General features: G+C 39.2%; 21 protein-coding genes, 1 pseudogene and 1 other annotated feature. Of the genes and pseudogenes, 4 read left to right on the top strand and 18 right to left on the bottom strand.

The genetic code is table 11. The features are described 5' to 3' along the window. Positions 1 to 157 precede the first annotated feature (157 nt). Positions 158 to 910 (bottom strand): hypothetical protein, encoded by a 753-nt coding sequence (locus ACIQAA_RS23350; protein ID WP_402624323.1) that lies wholly within the window; start codon positions 908 to 910, stop codon positions 158 to 160. A 178-nt stretch (positions 911 to 1,088) separates the two neighbouring features. On the opposite strand from ACIQAA_RS23350, the gene ACIQAA_RS23345 reads away from it, so the two are divergent. Next, entirely contained in the window at positions 1,089 to 1,331 is a 243-nt protein-coding gene (locus tag ACIQAA_RS23345; protein ID WP_402624321.1) for a hypothetical protein, read from the top strand. Positions 1,332 to 1,465: 134 nt separating this feature from the next. Then, a complete protein-coding gene (locus ACIQAA_RS23340; protein ID WP_402624318.1) occupies positions 1,466 to 2,167 on the top strand; it encodes an AIM24 family protein in 702 nt (233 codons plus the stop codon). 67 nt (positions 2,168 to 2,234) lie between these two features. Here the strand turns inward: ACIQAA_RS23340 and ACIQAA_RS23335 are convergent, their stop codons facing one another. From ACIQAA_RS23335 to ACIQAA_RS23325, 3 genes are all read right to left on the bottom strand, one after another. Then, positions 2,235 to 3,005, bottom strand: a complete 771-nt coding sequence (locus ACIQAA_RS23335) for an NADPH-dependent oxidoreductase (protein ID WP_402624317.1) — start codon at positions 3,003 to 3,005, stop codon at positions 2,235 to 2,237. A gap of 173 nt (positions 3,006 to 3,178) precedes the next feature. Continuing rightward, on the bottom strand, positions 3,179 to 4,993 hold the full coding sequence (locus ACIQAA_RS23330; protein ID WP_402624314.1) for a LysM peptidoglycan-binding domain-containing protein: 1,815 nt from the start codon (positions 4,991 to 4,993) through the stop codon (positions 3,179 to 3,181). Between the two features lie 200 nt (positions 4,994 to 5,193). Further along, positions 5,194 to 6,900: a 2-isopropylmalate synthase gene (locus ACIQAA_RS23325; protein WP_402624312.1), complete on the bottom strand. Its 1,707-nt coding sequence runs from the start codon at positions 6,898 to 6,900 to the stop codon at positions 5,194 to 5,196. A 55-nt stretch (positions 6,901 to 6,955) separates the two neighbouring features. Then, positions 6,956 to 7,176: a binding site (T-box leader), on the bottom strand. A 208-nt stretch (positions 7,177 to 7,384) separates the two neighbouring features. Between ACIQAA_RS23325 and ACIQAA_RS23320 the strand changes: the two genes are divergently transcribed. Then, a complete protein-coding gene (locus tag ACIQAA_RS23320) occupies positions 7,385 to 7,738 on the top strand; it encodes a DUF1516 family protein (RefSeq protein ID WP_402624310.1) in 354 nt (117 codons plus the stop codon). A 90-nt stretch (positions 7,739 to 7,828) separates the two neighbouring features. On the opposite strand, the gene ACIQAA_RS23315 is transcribed toward ACIQAA_RS23320, so the two are convergent. From ACIQAA_RS23315 to ACIQAA_RS23290, 6 genes and pseudogenes are all read right to left on the bottom strand, one after another. Beyond that, complete coding sequence (locus tag ACIQAA_RS23315) at positions 7,829 to 7,966, bottom strand: hypothetical protein (protein ID WP_402624308.1); 138 nt, start codon at positions 7,964 to 7,966, stop codon at positions 7,829 to 7,831. 208 nt (positions 7,967 to 8,174) lie between these two features. Continuing rightward, positions 8,175 to 8,651: a GNAT family N-acetyltransferase gene (locus ACIQAA_RS23310; RefSeq protein WP_402624305.1), complete on the bottom strand. Its 477-nt coding sequence runs from the start codon at positions 8,649 to 8,651 to the stop codon at positions 8,175 to 8,177. A 16-nt stretch (positions 8,652 to 8,667) separates the two neighbouring features. After that, positions 8,668 to 8,787, bottom strand: a pseudogene (locus ACIQAA_RS23305) (GNAT family N-acetyltransferase); the annotation flags it as partial. 38 nt (positions 8,788 to 8,825) lie between these two features. Next, entirely contained in the window at positions 8,826 to 9,284 is a 459-nt protein-coding gene (locus tag ACIQAA_RS23300; protein WP_402624302.1) for a GNAT family N-acetyltransferase, read from the bottom strand. A gap of 56 nt (positions 9,285 to 9,340) precedes the next feature. Then, the gene (locus ACIQAA_RS23295) at positions 9,341 to 10,609 is read right to left on the bottom strand and encodes an MFS transporter (protein ID WP_402624299.1); all 1,269 of its coding nucleotides are present in this window, start codon (positions 10,607 to 10,609) and stop codon (positions 9,341 to 9,343) included. Between the two features lie 238 nt (positions 10,610 to 10,847). After that, entirely contained in the window at positions 10,848 to 11,603 is a 756-nt protein-coding gene (locus ACIQAA_RS23290; protein WP_402624297.1) for a class I SAM-dependent methyltransferase, read from the bottom strand. A 107-nt stretch (positions 11,604 to 11,710) separates the two neighbouring features. Here ACIQAA_RS23290 and ACIQAA_RS23285 point away from each other — a divergent pair, with 107 nt between their 5' ends. After that, entirely contained in the window at positions 11,711 to 11,974 is a 264-nt protein-coding gene (locus ACIQAA_RS23285; protein ID WP_402624294.1) for a hypothetical protein, read from the top strand. A gap of 147 nt (positions 11,975 to 12,121) precedes the next feature. Here the strand turns inward: ACIQAA_RS23285 and ACIQAA_RS23280 are convergent, their stop codons facing one another. The 8 genes from ACIQAA_RS23280 to ACIQAA_RS23245 all read right to left on the bottom strand — a co-directional run bounded on the left by ACIQAA_RS23280 (position 12,122) and on the right by ACIQAA_RS23245 (position 21,662). Further along, positions 12,122 to 13,090 carry an NAD(P)-dependent alcohol dehydrogenase gene (locus tag ACIQAA_RS23280; protein ID WP_402624291.1) on the bottom strand — a complete coding sequence of 323 codons (969 nt, stop codon included), beginning with the start codon at positions 13,088 to 13,090 and terminating at the stop codon, positions 12,122 to 12,124. A 186-nt stretch (positions 13,091 to 13,276) separates the two neighbouring features. Next, complete coding sequence (locus ACIQAA_RS23275; RefSeq protein WP_402624289.1) at positions 13,277 to 14,776, bottom strand: malate:quinone oxidoreductase; 1,500 nt, start codon at positions 14,774 to 14,776, stop codon at positions 13,277 to 13,279. Between the two features lie 313 nt (positions 14,777 to 15,089). Then, positions 15,090 to 15,473 (bottom strand): VOC family protein, encoded by a 384-nt coding sequence (locus ACIQAA_RS23270; protein WP_402624286.1) that lies wholly within the window; start codon positions 15,471 to 15,473, stop codon positions 15,090 to 15,092. A 155-nt stretch (positions 15,474 to 15,628) separates the two neighbouring features. Further along, positions 15,629 to 16,570, bottom strand: a complete 942-nt coding sequence (locus ACIQAA_RS23265; RefSeq protein WP_402624283.1) for an N-acetylglucosamine kinase — start codon at positions 16,568 to 16,570, stop codon at positions 15,629 to 15,631. Further along, entirely contained in the window at positions 16,563 to 18,086 is a 1,524-nt protein-coding gene (argH, locus tag ACIQAA_RS23260; RefSeq protein WP_402624280.1) for an argininosuccinate lyase, read from the bottom strand. Before argH ends, ACIQAA_RS23265 begins: the two co-directional genes overlap by 8 nt. A 25-nt stretch (positions 18,087 to 18,111) precedes the next feature. Further along, complete coding sequence (locus ACIQAA_RS23255; RefSeq protein ID WP_402624278.1) at positions 18,112 to 18,840, bottom strand: creatininase family protein; 729 nt, start codon at positions 18,838 to 18,840, stop codon at positions 18,112 to 18,114. A gap of 13 nt (positions 18,841 to 18,853) precedes the next feature. After that, a complete protein-coding gene (locus ACIQAA_RS23250) occupies positions 18,854 to 20,581 on the bottom strand; it encodes an ABC transporter permease (RefSeq protein WP_402624275.1) in 1,728 nt (575 codons plus the stop codon). A gap of 10 nt (positions 20,582 to 20,591) precedes the next feature. Next, entirely contained in the window at positions 20,592 to 21,662 is a 1,071-nt protein-coding gene (locus ACIQAA_RS23245; protein ID WP_402624272.1) for an ABC transporter ATP-binding protein, read from the bottom strand. Positions 21,663 to 21,800: the final 138 nt, after the last annotated feature.

Here is a 21,800-nt window from a genome sequence, read left to right as displayed (position 1 = left end):
AAGTTTAGCAAAAAACCTGTACATATCATGGGGCCTCTACTATATATCCAGCCATAAACAAAGAAAACTCCCTGCAATGGGAGTTCTCAATTGGCTATTAAACTAGGGCTCAAGTATACAAAATTTGCGACCCTTTATTTATTTTTTATGTGACCTTTTATGACAAATATTTTTTTGGGTTAAATTCTTGAGTATCGTGATCACAATCCTTCACAAACGGACATAGATTGCATTCATGAAAGTTGCTGGTCTTAAAGTAGTTGGAAGGATCCTCAATGGAATATTTCATGACTTGCAGATAATTAAGACCTTCCTGTAAATCTTCAGGGGTCGGTGTAAAGACATGCTTCTTTCCATCGAGAAGTGTAACGACTTCTACTTTCTTCGGAGTTCTGTTCAATACCTTTTCAGAAAATACAATCGTCAGATGATAGTAGAGCGTTAACATTTCTGGCGTTGCGTCGACTAAGTACTTTTTTATCACAAAGGAAGAGTCAGACCACTCGGCAACATCAAAAGTTAAGGATAAATCAACATCCAGTTCTTCAATATATGTAGTTAGTTTTTCAAACAAAAACAAAGGTGGAGATTCCTTGGATTCCGCCTGAATATGTGTTAGTAGATAATCTGTTATTTTGGCAATCACCTTATAATATTGAATCCTCGATTCAAATAGTTGAGGTGAAACCTTACTCCAATATTCATCCACTAACATAAGTACTTTTCCTGAATGACGGTGTTCCGCAGGGAGCTGATAAAAAGAATACACAACTTTATTCACCACGTGTTGTACCACTTGTCTCCAGTTGATCGCACGTTTTTTCTTTTCATAAAACTTAAAGTAAAATTTGTAAGGACAAATGATAAAGTCTTTTAAGTTTTCTTCTGTTATCGACTGTATTTGATTCATTTTCCAACCCTCCCATGAAAACATTTGCAGTTAATTTGATAATAATTGATAATGATTATCAATGTCAATTGTTATTTCTAATTTAGCTGCTAAATTATTGGAATTGTTAATTTGTTGTCAAGAATCTTGTTCTGCTTCATATATTTTTTGCAGGATGACAATAAAGGAGGACAAATGGATGATGACATCAGAGGGTATGCGTTTACGAAAAATTCAAAGGCTGGCTCATGAAATTATGGATGAGGTAAATCTCAGAAACGTGCAAATGCCGCCAGAACTCCTGACCATGGTAATCGATAATCTATCACGTGCAGTTGGTGATTTAACCGATCCTTCAGGTAACTTTTCTTTGAGTTATCTAGAAGAAAAAGTCGGTAACGCCCACTCCCTTCTGGTTCGAAAGAGACAATCAAATCGTTAATAACCAATTTTTCTAAATAATAACTAGCCCACTACATGGTCTGATGGGACCCATGCAGTGGGTTTTCTTTTTATAAAATTATTGAAACACAGCATGATGAGATTCATAATAAGGAATGGAAGGATGTGGGAATATTGAGCAGATATTCAATTGAAGAATTTATCAAACAAACAGAGCAAAAGGATAAAGGTGAGGGATTTTTTGAATTAGAGACACCTCGGATGCTGGAGGTAAACTTAGACGGGCAGGTTTGGGCTAAAGCTGGGTCCATGGTTGCGTATCACGGGGAAATAAAGTTTGTCCGTGAAGGAATATTAGAGCATGGTCTTGGGACTGCGTTAAAAAAGGCTTTTACAGGAGAAGGCGCTTCTCTCATGAAGGCCAATGGGAAAGGGAAATTATATCTTGCGGATAGCGGAAAGAAAATTATTATCCTCAATTTAAGTAATGATGCTATTTTTATTAACGGGAATGATCTATTAGCATTTGAACCTAGTATTAAGTGGGAGATTAAACTAATGAAGAAAATTGCCGGTATGCTTGCTGGCGGGCTGTTTAATGTCCGCTGTGAAGGAACTGGAATGATTGCCTTTACTGCTCACTATGAACCTATCACATTAAGAGTGACACCGGGTAATCCTGTCATTACGGATCCAAATGCAACGGTCGCCTGGTCAGGTAATCTGATGCCAACCTTTCAAACGGATATTACGTTAAAAACACTTCTAGGAAGAGGCAGCGGTGAATCGATTCAAATGAAATTTGAAGGTGACGGCTTTGTGGTGATTCAGCCTTTCGAGGAGGTCTACATGAGAGCGAAGCAAAACATGTCATAATAGATTTTAAGTCCTCTTGTCTTAAGACATCGAGGACTTTTTAGGGTCGATATAAGAAAAATAGAATTTAATCTCCTTTTCGAAAACCTTGTTGTTTCAGCATTTTTCCTACGTCCTTATAACCATCATTTATATAGAATGGATCCTTATAAAAATTAGCCATTCTTTGTGTCCAGGTAGATCCTCCGCTTTGTCTTCCTTTTGTTGCTTCACGGTGGATGTGATTAAACTTCTCGATTTCTTCATGAATATTCTCATTGTATTTTTCTTCATGATAGATAGCTTCCTTTGGTAATCTAGGTACCAAATCTGGTATTTCACTTGGGTAACCAATACATAAACCTGAAACTGGAATTACATAATCTGGTAAATTCAGAAGTTCAATGTATTCAAGTGGACTTCTCCGGATTCCGCCGATTGGCACTGTCCCTAACCCGAGCGATTCGGCAGCTGTAATGGCATTTCCAAGTGCAATACCAACATCAACCGTTCCAACTAGTAATAAATCAGGATTGACAGCAGCCTTAAACTCAATTCCTTCCATTTCACAAGCCACCTTAATTCGGTGGAAATCTGCACAAAACACAAGAAAAACGGGTGCTTCAATAATATGTTTTTGGTTTCCTGCAAGCTCCGCCATTTTCTTTCTTCGCTCAGGATCTTGAATTAAAATGATCGTAACGTGCTGACCATTGACCCAGGATGGGGCTGCTTGGGCAGAGCGAATAATCTTATCCAAATCTTCATTTGAAACTGGTTGATTAGAGTATTTCCTGATTGAACGATGTGTCAACATGGTTTCCACCACTTGGTTCATTTTTTGTTCCTCTTTTTTCATATGTAATCATCCTTATTTGTATTTATTCTACTTGGAGGGTAATCAAGTGCCTTTTCTGATTCCGCTTGCCTGATTTTTTACTTGTACGGGATTCAGACGAATATTTCCAGTTCTTACACTATCAAAAAAGTTGCCCTAAAGGAAGAGCAACTGGATTTGTAGATTATATAAAGTCACTGAAATGTAAATGTATTACTCATTCCCATTATGTGGTTCTGGTCGGCCCACAGGATAAAGTAATGATATTCTGTTCCTTCTATTACAACCGGAGTTGGATACCGCACAATCAATGCTGCTTGTTTTCTCATTTCGACTGGTTGGTCTTGGGACGGGAAAATCAAGCAAGCTGGTTGATTTCCGATACGAGTGTGCTGGATGCGAGGCTTGGTGCCATATGGGTTCAGCTGGTGGAAGGCTTCATTTTGACATACCACGTCAATCGGTTGGTCAGAGGCTATGGCTGCAATTTGAAAGAAACCATCTTCTCCCTCGTATCTTTCATCGTTTACTCGCTGCCAATGGGATGGATATTGAAAACGAGCTTTATAGACTGAATTGGAGTATGTTTTTTTGAGAAAAGTGATTGGCAGTGGTGACCATTGCAATGCGGTAATTGAACCGCCTTCTACAAGTTGGATCGGAACGGGATGAGTTAAGTCCACAAGCCAGATCTCACTGGAACTGCCTTGCTGCTTACATCCAGAAAGATAGGCAATTTTCCTGCTATCTGGCGACCAGGTCACAGGGGTGGCAAAGCAATCGGAAATGGCTCTCGTTACTTCGTTCATTCCCTGTCTTCCAGCTGTTCTAATCAGCGAGAAATACCCAAGGTTTTCGAAAGCAGTTGCACTATATGCGATGCTTGAAGAATCAGGTGACCAGGCTGGGAAGTAATTTTTCGCTAATGGACCTCCTTTTACTTCTATTACGTTTCCAGTTGCAAGGTTTACACTGTATATGATCGAGATACTAGCACCTGGGGTCGTATATAAAGCATAGGTTCCATCAGGAGAAAGACGAACATTATTAAGTCGTCCACCTGTATTTCGAGTGACTTGCACCTTACCCGTTCCATTGGTTTTGATGCGAAAAAGCTGGCTTACACCCCTGTTATCTGCTTGTTGAAAAAGTAATTCCGTCCCGCTCGGAAACCATTGTGCGTCGGTTGCGCCAGAAGCATTTAGAATACGGGCTCGATGAGTGATTACATTGTAAATGACGAGTCCATTTGTTCTTGTATACACAATTTCTTGGCTATTCGGAGACCAGTCTAGATAAACAGCCGATCCGTCTGCAAACTGGTCGATTTGCGCAGTACTGTTATCAACTAAATTAAAAATGTTTAGGATTCCATTTTTTCCAACAAAGGCAATCTTTGTGCTGTCAGGTGACCAAAATGGAGTGGAATAAGATTCTGCTAATCCATTCGTGATCTGTTGGTTCACACCGTTACTAGGATTATATATCCAAATATCATAGCTGCCACTTCGATTGGAGGTATAAGCAAGTAAACCTCTGTCTCCAGGAGGAGCGTATGGAATGATGAGGTTCACACCTGGTGTAATAACGGCAGAGGACAGGTTATTAACTTTCATGATTAACTCGAAATTGTTATTGCCCCCTGTTATGACATTAAAACGGCTTGCGATTTGGAATAAGGTATCTCCCGGCTGGACCACATAGTAAGGGACACCAGGTGGTACTTTCAACAGCTGACCCGCTTGGATCACATAAGGCGGCTGAAGCTGATTATTTTGGATAATCACCGAAGCAGGAACCCCAAAATTTTGAGAAATTTGATAGACTGTATCTCCTGGTTTCACACGAATGACATCTACACCAGGAGGAACGGAAAGCTGCTGCCCCACAAAAATCGAGTTTGGCGAAGTCAGATTATTCGCCGCAATCAGCGACTCTAACGGGAGCTCCCATCGTCTCGCTATCTGGTAAAGTGTATCTCCGGGACGGACTGTGTAAAATATCTGCATTAACTTACCTCCAATCTATTCATTACTTTTAGATGGACTCACCTCATTTCCAGTTCTGCTAACTGAATAACATGGGCAATCCCTTTTGCCTACATGCTATTCACCTTTAGTGTTAAAGTTTCGTATTATATGCGAGTAAACTGCACTAAAAAAACCAACAGCATTTATATCTTGCTGTTGGTTCTTGTATAACCCAAGTTTTAGCTTCTTTTATTTAGAGAAAATCCTTTTCCTATTGGTGCATTTACAGTTGAAACCATGTTGTTAACGGCACTAAACAAAGCTTTTACAGAGGACGTCATAATATCTGCGTCAATCCCGCAGCCCCAATATTCAGCACCATCCGCTGAAGTAATACCCACATAAGAAACAGCGTTAGACCTGGACCCACTCTCAAGCGCATGCTCCTTATAAACTAAATCTTTAAATTGGATATCGAGCTGGGTTTGAAGAACATTGCTAATAGCGTCAAGTCTTCCATTCCCGGTACCCGTAAATTCATGCAATTCGTTATCTATACGGATGGATACAATGGTTTCGTAATGATTGCCTTGGGTAGGACGGTAATTCATAAACGTGAGCGGAGCACTAATATTCACATATTGTTGAGTGAAAATTTCATAGATTTCATCTGGCTTAATTTCTTTGTGCATTCGGTCAGATTCATCTTTCACCTTATATCCGAAGTTCTCACGCATTTTTGCAGGCATATCAAGCCCATAATGCTGCTCAAGGATATAGCCAATACCCCCTTTACCAGATTGGCTGTTAATTCGGATGATATCTCCTTCATACTCTCTGCCAATATCCTTTGGATCAATCAATAGATAAGGTACTGTCCAGTACTGACGTTCTTCTTCCTCACGCCATTTCATCCCCTTGGAAATAGCATCCTGATGGGAACCTGAGAATGCAGTAAAGACGAGGTCGCCGCCATATGGATGTCGTTCATGAACCTTCATTTTTGTCAACTTTTCACACCGTGCTATAATTTCACGGATATTTTCAAAATTAAGCTGAGGATCCACCCCATGTGAATACATGTTTAATGCAAGCGTGACGATATCAACGTTACCTGTTCTTTCCCCATTTCCAAACAGTGTTCCTTCGACCCTCTGCGCTCCAGCAAGCATTCCCAGCTCTGCATCCGCAACTCCCGTTCCTCTATCATTGTGTGGATGCAGGGAAAGGGTGACATTGTCCCGGTAATTTAGGTGATCTCCCATAAATTCTATTTGGCTCGCGTATACGTGAGGCATTGACATGGATACAGTCGCTGGAAGATTAATAATCACCTTGTTCTCAGCAGTCGGCTGCCAAATATCAAGAACGGCGTTACAAATCTCCAGTGCAAACTCCATCTCTGTACCCGTAAAGCTTTCTGGTGAATACTGGAACTGGAAGTTCCCTTCAGTCTCCGCTGCATATTTTTTAAGCAATTTCGCACCTGTTACGGCAATATCGATGATTTCTTCATTGGATTTTTTAAATACCTGCTCACGCTGTGCGACTGAAGTAGAATTATAGAGGTGCACCACCGCTTTGTTTACACCTTCAAGCGCTTCAAACGTCTTTTTAATGATAGCCTCTCTAGATTGTGTTAACACTTGGACGGTAACATCCTCTGGGATCAAATCCTGTTCGATCAATGTACGTAAAAACTGAAATTCTGTTTCGGATGCAGCAGGAAAGCCCACTTCTATTTCCTTGAACCCTACTTCCAACAGCAACTGAAAGTATTCTAGTTTCTCCTCTAGGCTCATCGGCACGACTAATGCTTGATTACCATCTCGTAAATCGACACTGCACCAAGTTGGAGCCTCCGTTATGTACTCCTTCTCTGTCCATTTCAAACTTTTGACTGGGGGCATAAAATATCCTCTAGAATACTTTTCAATATTTCTCATTCAAAACAACCACCTTTTCATTTAGTTTTATAAACGTAAAAAAGCCTATCATCTCATAAGAGACGACAGGCTTTGCCTTCGTGGTACCACTCTTTTTGGTTCGTTTAGGATACAAACGAACCCACTTTAAGACTTAATGACGGTGGTCAACCGTTAAGACCTACATATCAGCCTTACCACTCCTGGGCGAGTTGGGGAATTTATTGACTGTCTTTCACCAGCCGACAGCTCTCTTAGCAATAAATATTCCTTAATACTCCCAATCATCGTGTTTTTATCATTTGAATTTTATATTTTCTCTATTCTATACTAAATTCTGATAATTTCCAAGACCTATTGTTCAACTTTTTGAATTTATCTCAATCCTTGTTTGCGCTGATCTATTTAAGAAAAATTTAATACTTACTTTAGATTCCTTTTATATTTTCCTATTAGACTAGGTTTATGGAAAAGATCATTCATTATATTAAAGGAGTAATTTTAAATGACACATGCTCACTTAACATCACTTGTCTTGTCGTTAATATTTCTAATCATTATTGCCGTGCTTCAGAACAAAGGAAAAAATATTAAAATATGGCATATGGTTTTTCGGGCTACATACATTCTTATTATCGTAACGGGAGGTATGCTCTTTTTTGCAGCCTATTCCATTCCGTTATCTTACTATTTGAAAGCAATACTTGGTATCATCATGATTGGTCTGTTTGAAATGGTGATCGTCCGGAAACAAAAAGGAAAGAAAACAGACGTAATCTGGATTGCATTCTCTCTCGTTCTTGTTATCCTCTTTGCTCTAGGGTTTACCCTCCCAATGGGATTTGATTTATTGAAATAATAAAAAGGAGTGTTTCACTGGTGCCTGTCACCTATGAAACACTCTTTCTTATTTAAGGCAAATTTATAGTGGGGCACACACTCTTGAAATTTATTTCATTTTAATAGGAGTTACCACGGAAAACAAACTTTGTGCTGGATCGGTTACATTGATTTCAATAATTTTAAATCCAGTTCCGTTAGTAGTAGTTTCATTTTTGCTTGTTTTGATCATTGGATTCATATTCATCTCTCTTACTTCCTTCCTAACAAAATACTCACAGAAGTTAGTATATGCTGGAAGAAAAATAATGTGCATATTTTTTTCACACTTATAAAAGTATATGTTTTTTCCATGATAAGATTTTAAAATGTCCGTTCATCCCATTAAAACAGCATTTCTCCTGTATGAAGAAATGCGTATCTTGAAAATATGAAAAACCTGAGTGTGGTTACCTCTACAAAGACAATGCCATTATGTATTGCTCCCCAATTTTTCCAATCTTTCTTCTCCTTGTATCTTGAAAACCAACCTTCATATAGAGCTTTTGTGCTGGGATATTTTTGTGATTAACAGCTAACACAATTTCATTGCAATCAGGAAATTCTTTTTGGACAAATTCCCTTAATAACGACATCCCTTGCTTGGCATAGCCTTTTCCTTGGTGAGCATGATTAATCGAAAATGCGGTAAGCAGCATCGCTTTTGGATTATCGGAGTAATCCTTTACCCGGTCGGTGGCGTGTAATAGAAAGAAACCAACAGGCACATTTCCGCTGAGAATAACAATCCGGTACTGTCCATCGGCAACTTCTGTTATCTTTTTTGGTAAAGCCGTAAATTGCTCTTGCTCCTTAGGTAGTTCGAAAGAATTTAATTGAGTTTCAAACTCCTTAGAAAAATGCACTAGTCCAACTGTTTTCATTTTTTTCATATCAAAAAACTCCCCCCTAGTATTCACATAAAAATCTTTCGACACCAGGATACTTTTCTCCTAAGCTCGTTATCTTGAAACCATATTTGCGATAGAATTCAACCGCGTCGCGATTCGTTTCGGCAGATACGGATGTATGGTGCCTGAGTCTACTTTTATCATACTGTTTATGGCTTAAATACCAGTACTTTTTTCATAAATTTTTAAATGCCCGCCGCTTGGACCATAGGCAACTCCGTTATGTTTCCATCCATATTTTTCATAATAATTTTCCAAATCAGTAGTCAAATAAAGCTTCTTATACCCTTTTTTAGCAGCCTCACTCAAACCGTGTTCCAGAAGCTTCGCGCCCAATTCTTGCCCCCGATATTCTTTTTCAACGAATAGGCACGCAAGCCACGGGCATAAATCCTGACGGCTATTAATATCATTTCTCAAGATGGCATACGTTCCAATAATATTTCCATTCTCTGTTGCAACATAGAATCTTGGAAGGTCTTCTGAAGTTTTAGCGGAATGAAGAATACAATCCTCGTAAAACTTATAATTATCTTCAGTTCCCCAAACGTTCCAAAATACCTCAATACCTTCCTCCAAAAATTCATTCCCCTTATGAAGCTCAACAATTTTCATAAACATATCCCCCTTGTACCTTTCTTCATTGTGAGAAGTACGAATTACGTCATTCATTATAAAGCATTTAAAACGATTTTTTCTTCCGTTTTTTCCTCTTTGATCATAATGGCTCCTGCCACTCCCATCAAAGAAAACAGAACAGGAATGATAAATCCATAATGATATCCAATATTGATAGAATCTTGAGGAAAGAAATCTAGTACCTTTCCGAAAACAATCGGTAACAAAACAGCACTTATAAATCCACCCATATTGGAGAATCCTGTCACAACCCCTACCTCTTCAATAGGAAAGGATTTCCGCACCACTGCAAATGTCAATGCACTTGCACCATTTCCAAAACCTATGATGAAAAATAAAATGACTACTAGTATAAATGAAGGGTTCACACCTGATAGAACCAATCCTCCCCAACTTAAAAAGGTAATGATGTGAACAAAGGTATAAACTTTTTTCATAGCCCCTAGTCTGCTTGTAATCCAGCTAATCAAAGGGCCGCCAAGAATGGCTCCAAAAAGACCATACATCATTAGCTGACTCGCTTCTGAACGGGATAAATCCAGTACATGGATTCCATACGGTACTCCCCATGAACCGATAAATCCTACATACGCCCCAACTAGCCCAAAGTGACATAGAAACGTTGCCCAAGCCTGACGTGCGGCAATCGTTCGGCGCAGAATCACCCAAACACTTTCTCGATTTTTGGCACTTTTCTTATTCAATTCGAAATCATCTTTAAAGATTCTTTTAGGTTTCAAGACAAGGACAGTATATAGAAAATAAGATAATAAAACTAAAATGATACCTATTGTGAGGAAAGGTGTTCTCCAACCTGCGAATGAAATCCACACAGAAAAGGGAACAGTAGCCATTAATGAGCCTAGGCTTGAAAAGAGCGAGATCACACCCAATAATTTTACAAATTCATTTGCTTTAAACCACTGGCTTAATATGATAACTAGATTGACAAAAATCATTGAATCTCCTATACCAACCAAAAACCGGGAGAAAATCAAAACATATTCATTTGGCGAAAAATTGTAAATAATGCAGCCTATTCCAGTAAGAATGGTGCCCAAAATAAGAAATCGATTGGGACCATACCTGTTTGATAATAAACCGACCGGAATTTGAAATCCTGCATAAGCAAAAAATTGAAAACTACTCATAAGACCTATAACAGCCGCGGAAACATGAAAATCATTCATCAATTGGTCAGTTATAAGTCCTGGAGCAGTTCTTTGGCTTATTATGATAAAGTAAGCCAATAAGACGGTACTAAAAACAACCCATCTATAGCTGCTTCCCTGTTTGTTCATTTAAAAAATCCTCTTCTATTTGTATTTTGGTTTAACCCAAGCAATACTGGAAATATCGCTGCCCAGCCGATAATAACATTATAAACTAAACAATATTCTACTTGTTAAAATCTGTCTATAATTGATGATTTTATTAAAGAAGAATCTTTATTCTATTTTCAATAAAAAAGCAGAGCAAATTCAGATACGTGAATTACTCTGCATAAATATTTTTTATGGATTGATAGTTATTATACCCTTACACGTTACCTAGATAACTTCGGGTATAATTCGGCATGACGATTTTTCCATTATGGCTGTATTTATAAAAAAGATTTGTGATGGCACCAACAAAGAATTCATATTCCTTGTCGGACTTTTTTAGTGAATAAGACGCTGAGAGGTTCCTGCCCAAGAATCCTTCAAAATCCATGACTAAATCATTAGGAAACCTTTTAAATTCAAATTCTCCACTCCGAAAAAATGGAATAAATACTTCTTCACCCTCTCCAATTCCACCGCTAAACCCATAAAAATTCGGACAATATTTTTTAAAGATCTCGGCATTTTCCTTTATTAGAGGGCTGTTGAAATCTCTACTATTCCAAACTAGTGCCACCTTCGCGTCCTGCTTCAAAATGCGTTTACATTCTAATTTGAACTTATCCTGGTCAAACCAATGAAATGCCTGAGCTGCAATGACCAGGTCGATACATTTGTCCGGTAAAGAAGTTTCTTCTGCTGAACCTTTAATAGAAATAAAATGTTCAAATGGTTGTAAGTCTTGTTCCGCTTTTGTTCTCATATCATCATTTGGTTCCACAGCTAAAACGCTTACTCCTCTTTCCAGTAGCTGCCGGGTTAGAATGCCTGTCCCTGAACCAATATCTGCAACCCTGCTAGTCTCATTCAAGGAATTTACTGATAGTAAATAATCGATATATTCATTTGGATAACTTGGCCGAGATTTTGAATACACTTCTGCCTTCCCGCTGAATTTATCTGTTGGTTTCATAAGAAATGCCTCCTTTTACAATATCGGTTCCATCTTCATTTGAATAAAACGGAATACCTATGTAATGACAAAAATACAATAAAAAAGGACAAGTTGAGGGGTGTGTTATGTTAAAAATTTTATTGTTTGCAATTTTAATCCTATTAATCTTTTCTATTCTACTTATTATACTTATAAAAAATAAAAAACAAGCTATCCAAATCTACTCGCTCCAAACTTTTTTAGGCAGCAGCTCCAATTCATTTGAAGATGAACCAAATGAGCAAAAGAAGTCATTTATAGACACAATAAATGATTTCTTTAAGGATGATAACGATGTACAGATGGATGATGATCATGGAGATCCTGGCGACGATGACGCTGGAGAATAGACCTAAATCATCTCCTTTTTTCTTTAAACTCCACCTCTAATGCAATCTTATATTAACATAAAATGGAAAAAACTTCTCTTACTTTGGATGGAGAAAAAGCTCTACTTCGTATTGAAGTAAAGCATGCCATAATTTAAGCTAACTTCTTCACCACGTTATCACCACATTTCCCTTTTTGTGCCCCTTTTCAACGTATCGATGAGCTTCAACAATTTCATCAAACGCATAAGCTCGGTCAATGACCACTTTTAACTTCCCTGACTCCACAAGTTCCTTTAGAAAGTTTAGAGCTTCTGGCGTTTCAGGTGAATTTCGACTTAATAGTAATTTCTTGCCGGTTGTCAATTGAGTCCATAGCATTCTAGCATTTGGCAGCGGTTCAGTAACATTAATATAGGTACCATCCTTTTTTAACAATTTCATACATTCTGTAAAGGAACTCTTGTTTACCGCTTCAAAGATCACATCATACGCCTCGTCTATACTTGAAAAATCTTCTGTCGTGTAATCTATTACATAATCAGCGCCCAGTGATTTTACCAACTCTAAATTCGATGTACTACAGACCCCTGTAACTTCTGCTCCAAGATACTTGGCAAGCTGTACAGTATAACTTCCTACACTACCTGAAGCACCATAGACCAGAACATTTTGGCCTCTCTGAATCTTAGCTTTTCTAAGAAAAAATAAGGCTGTGCGTGCTCCAATTGGAATGGCAGCAGCTTCCTCGTACGTGATATTGGAAGGTTTAAACGTTACAGGACCATCTTCCGGCAGACACTTATATTCCGCATAAGCACCAAAACCCGTTAAAGAGGCAGCAAAAACCTGGTCACCTACCTTAAATCTTTTGACATCTTTCCCAACTGACTCAACCTCTCCAGCTAACTCCATCCCCAATATCTCTTTTTTCGGTTGTTTGAATCCTAGAGTAATACGGGCCGGCAGCCAAAAGACAGGAGGCACGGTAAAACTTCGTGACCGAATATCTGCTACTGTTACAGTTGTCGCTTTTACTTTTACCAATATTTCATTTTCCTTAGGAATTGGTTTTTCTATCTCTTTCAGTTGAAGCACATCAGGGGGACCATACTTTGTGTAGACAATGGCTTTCATTCTTATGCCTCCTACTCTCGTTATATAAGTTATTAATATCAGTATCTACTATTTCTTAGAACACAGTTTGACGAAATTAGGCAAGGAAAAAATGCAAAAAAGCAGAAAATTTACAAGTTGTGAATAAAAACTTGCAAACCTTCTGCTCTTTGATTATTTTGCTTACTGTTTTCTGCATTTAATGAACTAATTATAAGCCAGCTCTTTTTCAGTTAGACCGAGCGACTGCTCAGTCGATGAATGTACTTCGCGAAGCAGATCTGGATTTTTCATTAGTGACATACCGTAAGAAGGGATCATTTCCTTAATTTTCGGTTCCCACTCATTGATATATTCCGGGAAGCATTTTTTGATTACCTGAAGCATAACGTGAACGGCAGTAGAAGCACCTGGAGAAGCTCCTAGTAATGCTGCGATCGAACCATCAGCAGCAGTAATGACTTCTGTACCAAATTGAAGCGTGCCTTTTCCGGCCTCAGTATCTTTAATAACTTGTACGCGCTGGCCCGCTACTACTAAATCCCAATCCTCACTTTTAGCGCTCGGGATAAATTCACGCAGCTCTTCCATACGCTGTTCTTTTGATAACAACACTTGCTGGATCAGGTATTTGGTCAAAGGCATTTCTTTAGCACCTGCCGCTAACATCGTTAAAACATTATTCGGCTTTACAGAGGTTACTAAGTCCAGCATTGAACCGGTTTTTAGGAATTTTGGTGAGAATCCGGCAAATGGTCCAAATAACAATGATTTCTTATTGTCGATAAATCTTGTGTCAAGATGCGGAACAGACATTGGCGGAGCGCCAACCTTCGCTTTTCCGTATACTTTCGCATGATGCTGCTCAACAACATAAGGATTGTTACATACCATAAATATTCCGCTTACCGGGAAACCCCCAATATTTTTCCCCTCAGGTATACCGGATTTTTGCAGTAAATGCAGGCTTCCGCCTCCGCCTCCGATGAAGACGAATTTTGCAGTGTGACGTTTCACATTTCCGCTAAACTGATTTTGAACCTTCAGTTCCCATAAGCCATCGCTGTTTCGTTTAATGTCAGTAACACTATGATTGTACTTAACAGCTACATTTTTATTTTCTAAATGGTTAAACAACATACGCGTTAAGGCACCAAAGTTGACGTCGGTTCCCGTGTCAATTTTTGTTGCAGCAATAGGTTCATTCCATTTTCTGCCTTCCATAATAAGCGGTATCCATTCCATCAGTTTTTCCGGATCTTCAGAAAACTCCATCCCTTGGAAAAGAGGATTTTTTGTGAGCGCTTCAAAACGTCTCTTTAAAAAACTTACATTTTGTTCCCCTTGTACCAAACTCATATGAGGCAATTGTCTGATAAATTCCTGCGGATTATGAATCAGGCCGCTGTTAACAAGGTAAGACCAAAACTGCATGGAAACCTGGAACTGTTCATTGATGCTTATCGCTTTACTAATATCTACAGATCCATCCGGTCTTTCGGTTGTGTAATTAAGCTCGCACAGTGCCGCATGCCCCGTTCCTGCATTATTCCATTCGTTAGAGCTTTCTTCTCCCGCGTTTTCAAGCTTCTCAAACACTTTTATTTCCCATTCCGGTACTAATTCTTTTAAGATCGTCCCTAAAGTGGCACTCATGATTCCGGCGCCAATTAATATGACGTCTGTTTTAGTTTCTCCGTTGCTCATTTTTACCAACCTTTTCTTTTAAAAATTTGAAGAAAGATGCAGGGGAACGCCAAGTTAAGCGCAACCAATTCACACACACCTTTTCTGTATCAATTAACACTATTTCAAAGTCTATTATATTATTATAGTTTAACTATATACTATTATATGATAATTATAAATTATTTAAAAGCTTATAAAAAGTAAGAATTGCCCGTACACGGTCTAGAACATAGAAAAACCAAAGTCTTAAGCCATCTGTTGCAATGGTTAAGGCTTCGGCTTGCCATTTCTAAGGATATGCAATACTTTTTTCCTTTTTTGTTAAATCAATTCATATTTGGCTGAGTGCACAAATAGCTCCCAGCGGATATTCAATAATCGCATAACTCCCACGGCCTTCACCTTTAGGCTCAGAGAGAACTTTGCCGCCCAGATTACGACATTCTTCTAAACTTGCTTTTAAATCCTTCACCCCAAAATAAACAAGCCAAACTGGTGGAAGTTCAGCAAGACTTCCTGCTCTTTCGCAAATACCCGCCACGGGCACTCCATCGGAAGTGGTCATAAAATAGTCTGTAAATTCCCCTCTTTTGTAATCACTATGGTCCCAACCGATAACTTTCTTATAAAAATCACGCACGGCCTCAGAATTGTGAACCGTTACATCCGCAGAAAGTATCGTACCTGGACGGTATGTATACTGATCTTCTTCCATTTAAAAACCTCCTACACCTATAATGCCATTAATCATTTTGACCACTTATGATCATAATTAAAACATACCTATCTATTATTCCACATCAAGTAATAAAATCCTTGTATAAAAAAGATGTGTGTCAATCCACACATCTGACGTGTTGCAATAACCTTCTATTTTAATTCCAAGCCACGCTTAATAATGTAGCAAATAGGTTCTTCGGCAGTCGTTATAATTTTAACGTTTGGAGTGATTTGTTGAATTTTTTCTAAAACTTGTTCTTTTATATAAGCATTGTGATGGAAAACACCGCCTTGTAAAATTAATTCAAATCCGTCATTTTGGATACCAGCTTTTACAATAGCAGTTTTGAGGAGGAGTATTAGTTCATTCACTGCATGATCTAAGATACGTTTACTAACGGCATCACCTAATCGATAAGCCTCATCCACTACAGCAGCAAGGGCTCCCACATCATCAACAGAATAAGCATCACTGTATGTCCAATTATATAAATCTTCAATTTTACTGAAACGAAATTTATCCAACACAAGTTGAGACAAAAGCGTTTTTTCCCCACGTCCATCTTGCATTTTCAGGACAGCCTGGATGGCCTGTTTGCCAATCCAATAGCCGCTTCCTTCATCACCGACTCGGTGTCCCCACCCGCCTGAGCGAACAATTTGTTTGTTCCCATCGTGAGCGTACACAATGGAGCCTGTTCCGGCGATTAAGAGGATGCCGGCTTTATGTTGGGTAGCACCTAATAAGGCGGATAGACAATCATTTTCTACTACTAAACTTCCAATCTTGATTGACAATGCATGAACTGCTCGTTGAACGACACCTTCTACAATTTTTTCGTCCTTTGTAGTATCAATTCCAGCTAGTGCAAATACTGCTTTTTCCACATCCACCAAACCACCAGCATGGTGAAAGGCAGCAAGAATCGCCTCTACTAAGGCCTCTTTGGCAGCTTCTGCCCCTACTACTTGATAATTAGAAGCCCCTGCTTTTCCTTCGCCAAGGATGGTTCCATCTTCATTCACAAGGACAGCCAATGTTTTCGTGCCGCCACCATCAACCGCGAGCAGTTTGATAGCGTCCTTATTCATGTGCTCCAGTCCATTTCGCAATAATCTCCTTAACCTTTGAAGCTGATGTGGTAAGGTGATTTTGTCTTTCAATTAACCAGTTTGCCAATTCTTCCTGTTCCTTTAATCGAACTTGGATTGTTTTTTCCATTCTAGTTGGACTTGGTCCCCCTTGCAGATCCCGTATTTGAACAAAATATTCAGGACTCAAGCATTGTTTTAGTTCTTCTTCAGTTAAAACAGATTCCTTCCCTACAACCTTTTTCGATTGCTCGTTTAAAAGCTCCAATGTTAAGGATTCTAATGAAATTTTTCCATTTTTCATTAATTCCTTAACCGTTGAACTTACCACATGGTGAGCCTGACGGAATGAAAGACGATCTTTTCGGACAATAGTATCGGCCAATTCAGTCACATTCGCAAAGCTATCTTTTGCTCTTTTTAAAAGGGTTTCTTTATTGACCTCCATCGTGAGTAAAACAGACATTAATAAATCGTAAATGCCGCCGAGTCTTTCCATCGCTTTCCAGATATACGGCTGCATATCATCCTCCGTGTCAACAATATCTCCAAACGGTGTATTATGGAGCATCAGTAAAACGGTCTGGCAATCTCCTGCGACACTAGATAAGAGAGCTCTCATATGCTCGATTGAAACAGGATTTCGTTTCTGCGGCATAATGGAACTTATTTGGACATATGGTGCGGCAAGAAGAAATGCACCATACTCTTGTGTACCCCACAATAAGAAGTCTTGCATCGATCTTCCTAAATTTAGTGCGGACAACTGAACAGCAGTGGCTGTCTCGGCTATATAATCAGCACCTGCAACCGCATCCCAGGCATTATCAATCAAGTCCTCGAACCCAAGAAGTTCTTTCATACGTTCCCGATTAATCGGAAAACCTGAAGTTGTTAATGCTGCTGCTCCCATACTGCTGCGATTCACCGTTTTATAAGATGCTTGAAGTCGATAGATATCACGTGTAAGCATATCAGTCATTGCATTTAAGTAATGGCTTAATGTGGTAGGCTGCGCCTGTTGAGTATGCGTATATCCAATCATCACGGTTTCTTTATGCTCGTCGGTCAATTCGATAAGCCCTTCGCGAAGTGTTAACGCTTTTTCTATTAAGATTAATAGTTTCTTCCTCATTGTCATGCGATAAATGGCAATTCCCATATCATTTCGACTTCTTGCGATATGAAGGTTTCCTGCAATATCGCCTGCATCAAGTATTAAAGAATGTTCGACTTCAAAAAATAAATCCTCGAATTCACCGGTATAGCTTCTTCTTTGAACATCTTCTATATCTAAGTTAGAAACTGCTTTCGCAATTTTTTCTGCTTCCTCTTTTCCAACAAGCCCTTGCTCTGCAAGCATGATTAAATGGGCGTGATGAATTTCTATCATTGAGTCAATGAATTGTTGCTTTGCCTCATCATAGGCCGGTTCAAGTACCATGGATGTATAGGATTTAGAAGGAAAAGTTGTACCTTCCTTTTTTAAGACTTGCTCTCGAAGTGAGGTTTTCAAATTGGTCCATCCCTTCTGACGCTTATTATTCAAGCCATTTTTTGATTAATTCATTCATATTTGCACTTGCTTGTTCAACAATTTTCTTCCCTTTTTTAGAGGAGATTTGTTGAATAAGCCCTGTATAACCATCCCATGCTTTTGGAGTTCCCTCCACAAGGATATATGGGTAGGAAGATAGTTGCGGCACCTCTTTAAACTCTTCATCCCCTACTCGTACATGTACCAAATCTGGACGAAATGCTTTAACAGCAGACATTTCGTATGGCCCGCCATGCCCTCTTCCTTTGGTACCTTCAAAACCAATTTCTTCTGCAGCTTCGATGGCCACCATTTGCCACCAGTTCACTAACAAGAAACTTGCGTCAGGATGCTTACCCGTTACATATTCTGCTACGGTTCGAGAAACACCCATATTGCCATCATGGGCATTTAATAGAAGTATTTTCTTAATGCCTTGTTCAATAATCCCGATCGTAATATCAATCAAGTATTCTTGAATAATGCTTGGCCGAATCGAAATGGTTCCTTTATATTTGTTGGTTTTTCCCGGACAGGCTGTATAAGGAACAGTTGGGAACAGTGCTCCACCTAGGATAGGATCAATCACGTTCGCAAATCCATCTGCTAACACGATATCAGTCCCTAAAGGTGAATGTGGACCGTGATACTCAAAGCTCCCTAATGGAACAACAGCAAAGGGTGCCTGCTCTAACATTTTTAGGTCTCTTCCATGAATATCGCATGCGTTCAAAAGCAACTCCTCCTTAAATGGCAGATCCTGCCTTTCCATCGGTTACTTTTTGTGAAACAAAAAGTACTGTAATAATCAGAATGATTTGCAGCACACCGTAGGCGCAGGCTGTTCCAAATTGGAATGCATACATTTTTTGAAATATCGCGACAGATAACGGCATAGTAGAGGTACTATAAATTAAAATCGAGGCAACGAATTCCCCTATCCCTTGAACCAAAGCCAGCAAGGTTCCTGCCAAAATACCCGAGAAAGCCATTGGAACAACCACTCTTCTAAACGTATACCACCAATTCGCACCTAAGCTTCGTGCCGCTTCCTCTACGGATTCATCCATTTGCATTAACGCAGCAGATGTAGACCGGAAAATAAGCGGTAAATGGCGTACAAAATACGCTAATGGTAAAATCCAGAATGTCCCGATTAGCACTTGATTAAAGCTGAATACACTTGGTTCGCTAAAGGCAGCAATCAAGTTAACGGCTACAACGGTACCAGGCAGTGCCCATGGAACCATGATTAAAATATCCAATAAGGCTTTACCTTTAAACTTAGTACGTACCATTGCATATGCAGCCGCAACACCAAACAAGATATTTCCGGCGGTTGCCACAAAACTCATCTGTAAACTGTTCCAGATTGGACGCCACGTTCGTTCATCAGTAAATAAATCAATATAGTGCTGCAAAGTATAAGCGGTCGGGATTACTTGAATCGTCCATTCCCCGTCTACTGAAAAAGAAATCAAAACAAGGACGAGAATTGGAAGCATTAAAATAATGACGCCTATAAATGAAAGAAGCATAGACATGTATTTCGCGAATTGGGAACGTAATTCGGTGCGATGAACACTAATTCCCTTACTTTGGTTTTGATAATTCCGTCGTCCTTGGTACCATCTCATCAAAATTAAAAAGGAAATTGAAACAATCGAAAGAATGGTAGATTGTGTTGCTGCCATATCAAGACTACCGTTGGTGCGAGATAAATAGATTTGCATCGTCATTGTCCGTTCCACACCAAACATTAATGGAGCCGTGTATGACGCCATTGAAATCATAAATACAAGTAAGGAAGAAGCAATTAACGCCGGAGTTAACATAGGAAGGATAACCTTCAACAAAATACGAATTCTTCCTGATCCAAGGCTTGTTGCCGCTTCCTCTAAGGAAGGATCGAGACCTTTAATCGCCGCTGCTGCGGTTAGATAAAAGTACGTGTACATGGTAAACGTATGAACGACGATGACACCCATTACCCCCTTTAAGGAAAACGGTACTTTTTCAAGATCAAATAGTACCTGAAATGCCCTTGGGATAATTCCGCTCTCTCCATAGAGAAAGGTAAAAGATAACACACCTACGAGTGGCGGCAATGCCATCGGTACCAAAATTAAAACAGATAGAAGTTTTCTTGCTGGAAACTCATATCGCTCCATTAAGAACGCCATGGTGACACCAACAATCGCACAGGTAATGACACTGATGACAGAAATATATACACTTGTCCACAGCGCTTCAAGGTTGGCTGTACTTGTTAAACCAAAGAAGCGTTGGTAATTTTCGAGAGTTGCTCCTTCCTCGCCTACAACACTTTGAAGGAAGGTTTGGTAAAACGGATAGATAACATACGCTAAAAGAACTAAAAAAAGTGGTGAAATTAACACATATACAAAATATTTTGAACGTGTAAGCCGAGCCCACCAGTTTTCATGCACGGCTGTAGTTTGATTCGCACTCATTCTTTCACCTCTATTCTCCGATTAAGTAGATTCCTTTTTCAGGTACGTGAAGGGTAATAGAATCACCGCGCTTAAGAATTTCATTTCCTTTATTGATAATCATGACCTTCATGATGTTAGAGCCTACTTTAACTACATAATTGATACTCACCCCGGTAAATTCCACAAGTTGAATGGTGCCTGTCACCTGGTTTGGACCGTTACCTTCATATACCGCTTCAGGACGAATCGAAACTTTAATTTTTTCACCTGAGAAAAGCTTTTTCCCATTCGCTGATTGTGTCATACTTCCTTGAACGAAGATGTTGTCATCCAATTTCACTTTGACGGCATCAACATTTACTTCAACCACTTCAGCATCTAGGATGTTCGATTCTCCAATAAAGGAGGCAACAAAATGATTGATAGGCTGGTTATAAATTTCTTGCGGCGTTCCAATTTGTTGAACGACCCCTTCCTTCATCACCATAATTCGGTCCGACATCGTCATCGCTTCTGTCTGATCGTGGGTCACATAAATGGTCGTCACTCCTAATTCAACTTGAAGTCTTTTAATCTCAAGTCTTGTTTCCTCACGCAATTTCGCATCTAAGTTGGACAACGGTTCATCAAGGAGAAGAATATCTGGTTCAATGACTAAAGCACGTGCTAAGGCAACACGCTGCTGTTGACCACCTGAAAGCTCATTAATCTTACGAGTCCCATATTTTTCAAGATGAACCAATTTTTGGGCACGTTCGACCTTTTCTTTTATCACTGCTTTTGACATTTTACGAACTTCAAGCCCAAATGCAATATTTTCAAAGACGGTCATATGGGGAAAAAGGGCATAGTTTTGAAAGACCATTCCGATATTCCGTTTGTTAGGCTGCAGGGTAGTAACATCCTTGTTGTCAAAAAGAATCTTCCCTTTTGAAGGATAATAGAATCCCGCAATCATCCGTAACGTCGTTGTTTTTCCACATCCCGATGGACCTAAAAAGGTAAAAAACTCTCCAGGTTTAACATCGATATCAACGTTTTCTACTCCAATGGCGGTTCCAAACATTTTACTAACGTTGTCAAGCCTTACACTTTTCACCACAAACACCTCGCTGTTCTTAAAAATGAGCCAAAAAGAAAAGCCTTTATGAGGGCTAATTCTTTTACAAGGTAAGAAAGTAACTCCTTACCTTCAGACCTTGTAAAAGAGGGTGAATAAACGCCTTCACCCCTTTTA

This window comes from Neobacillus sp. NPDC093182 (assembly GCF_044754045.1).
The sequence above is the reverse complement of the archived record's forward strand: the minus strand, read 5'-3'. Positions and strand labels throughout refer to the sequence as shown.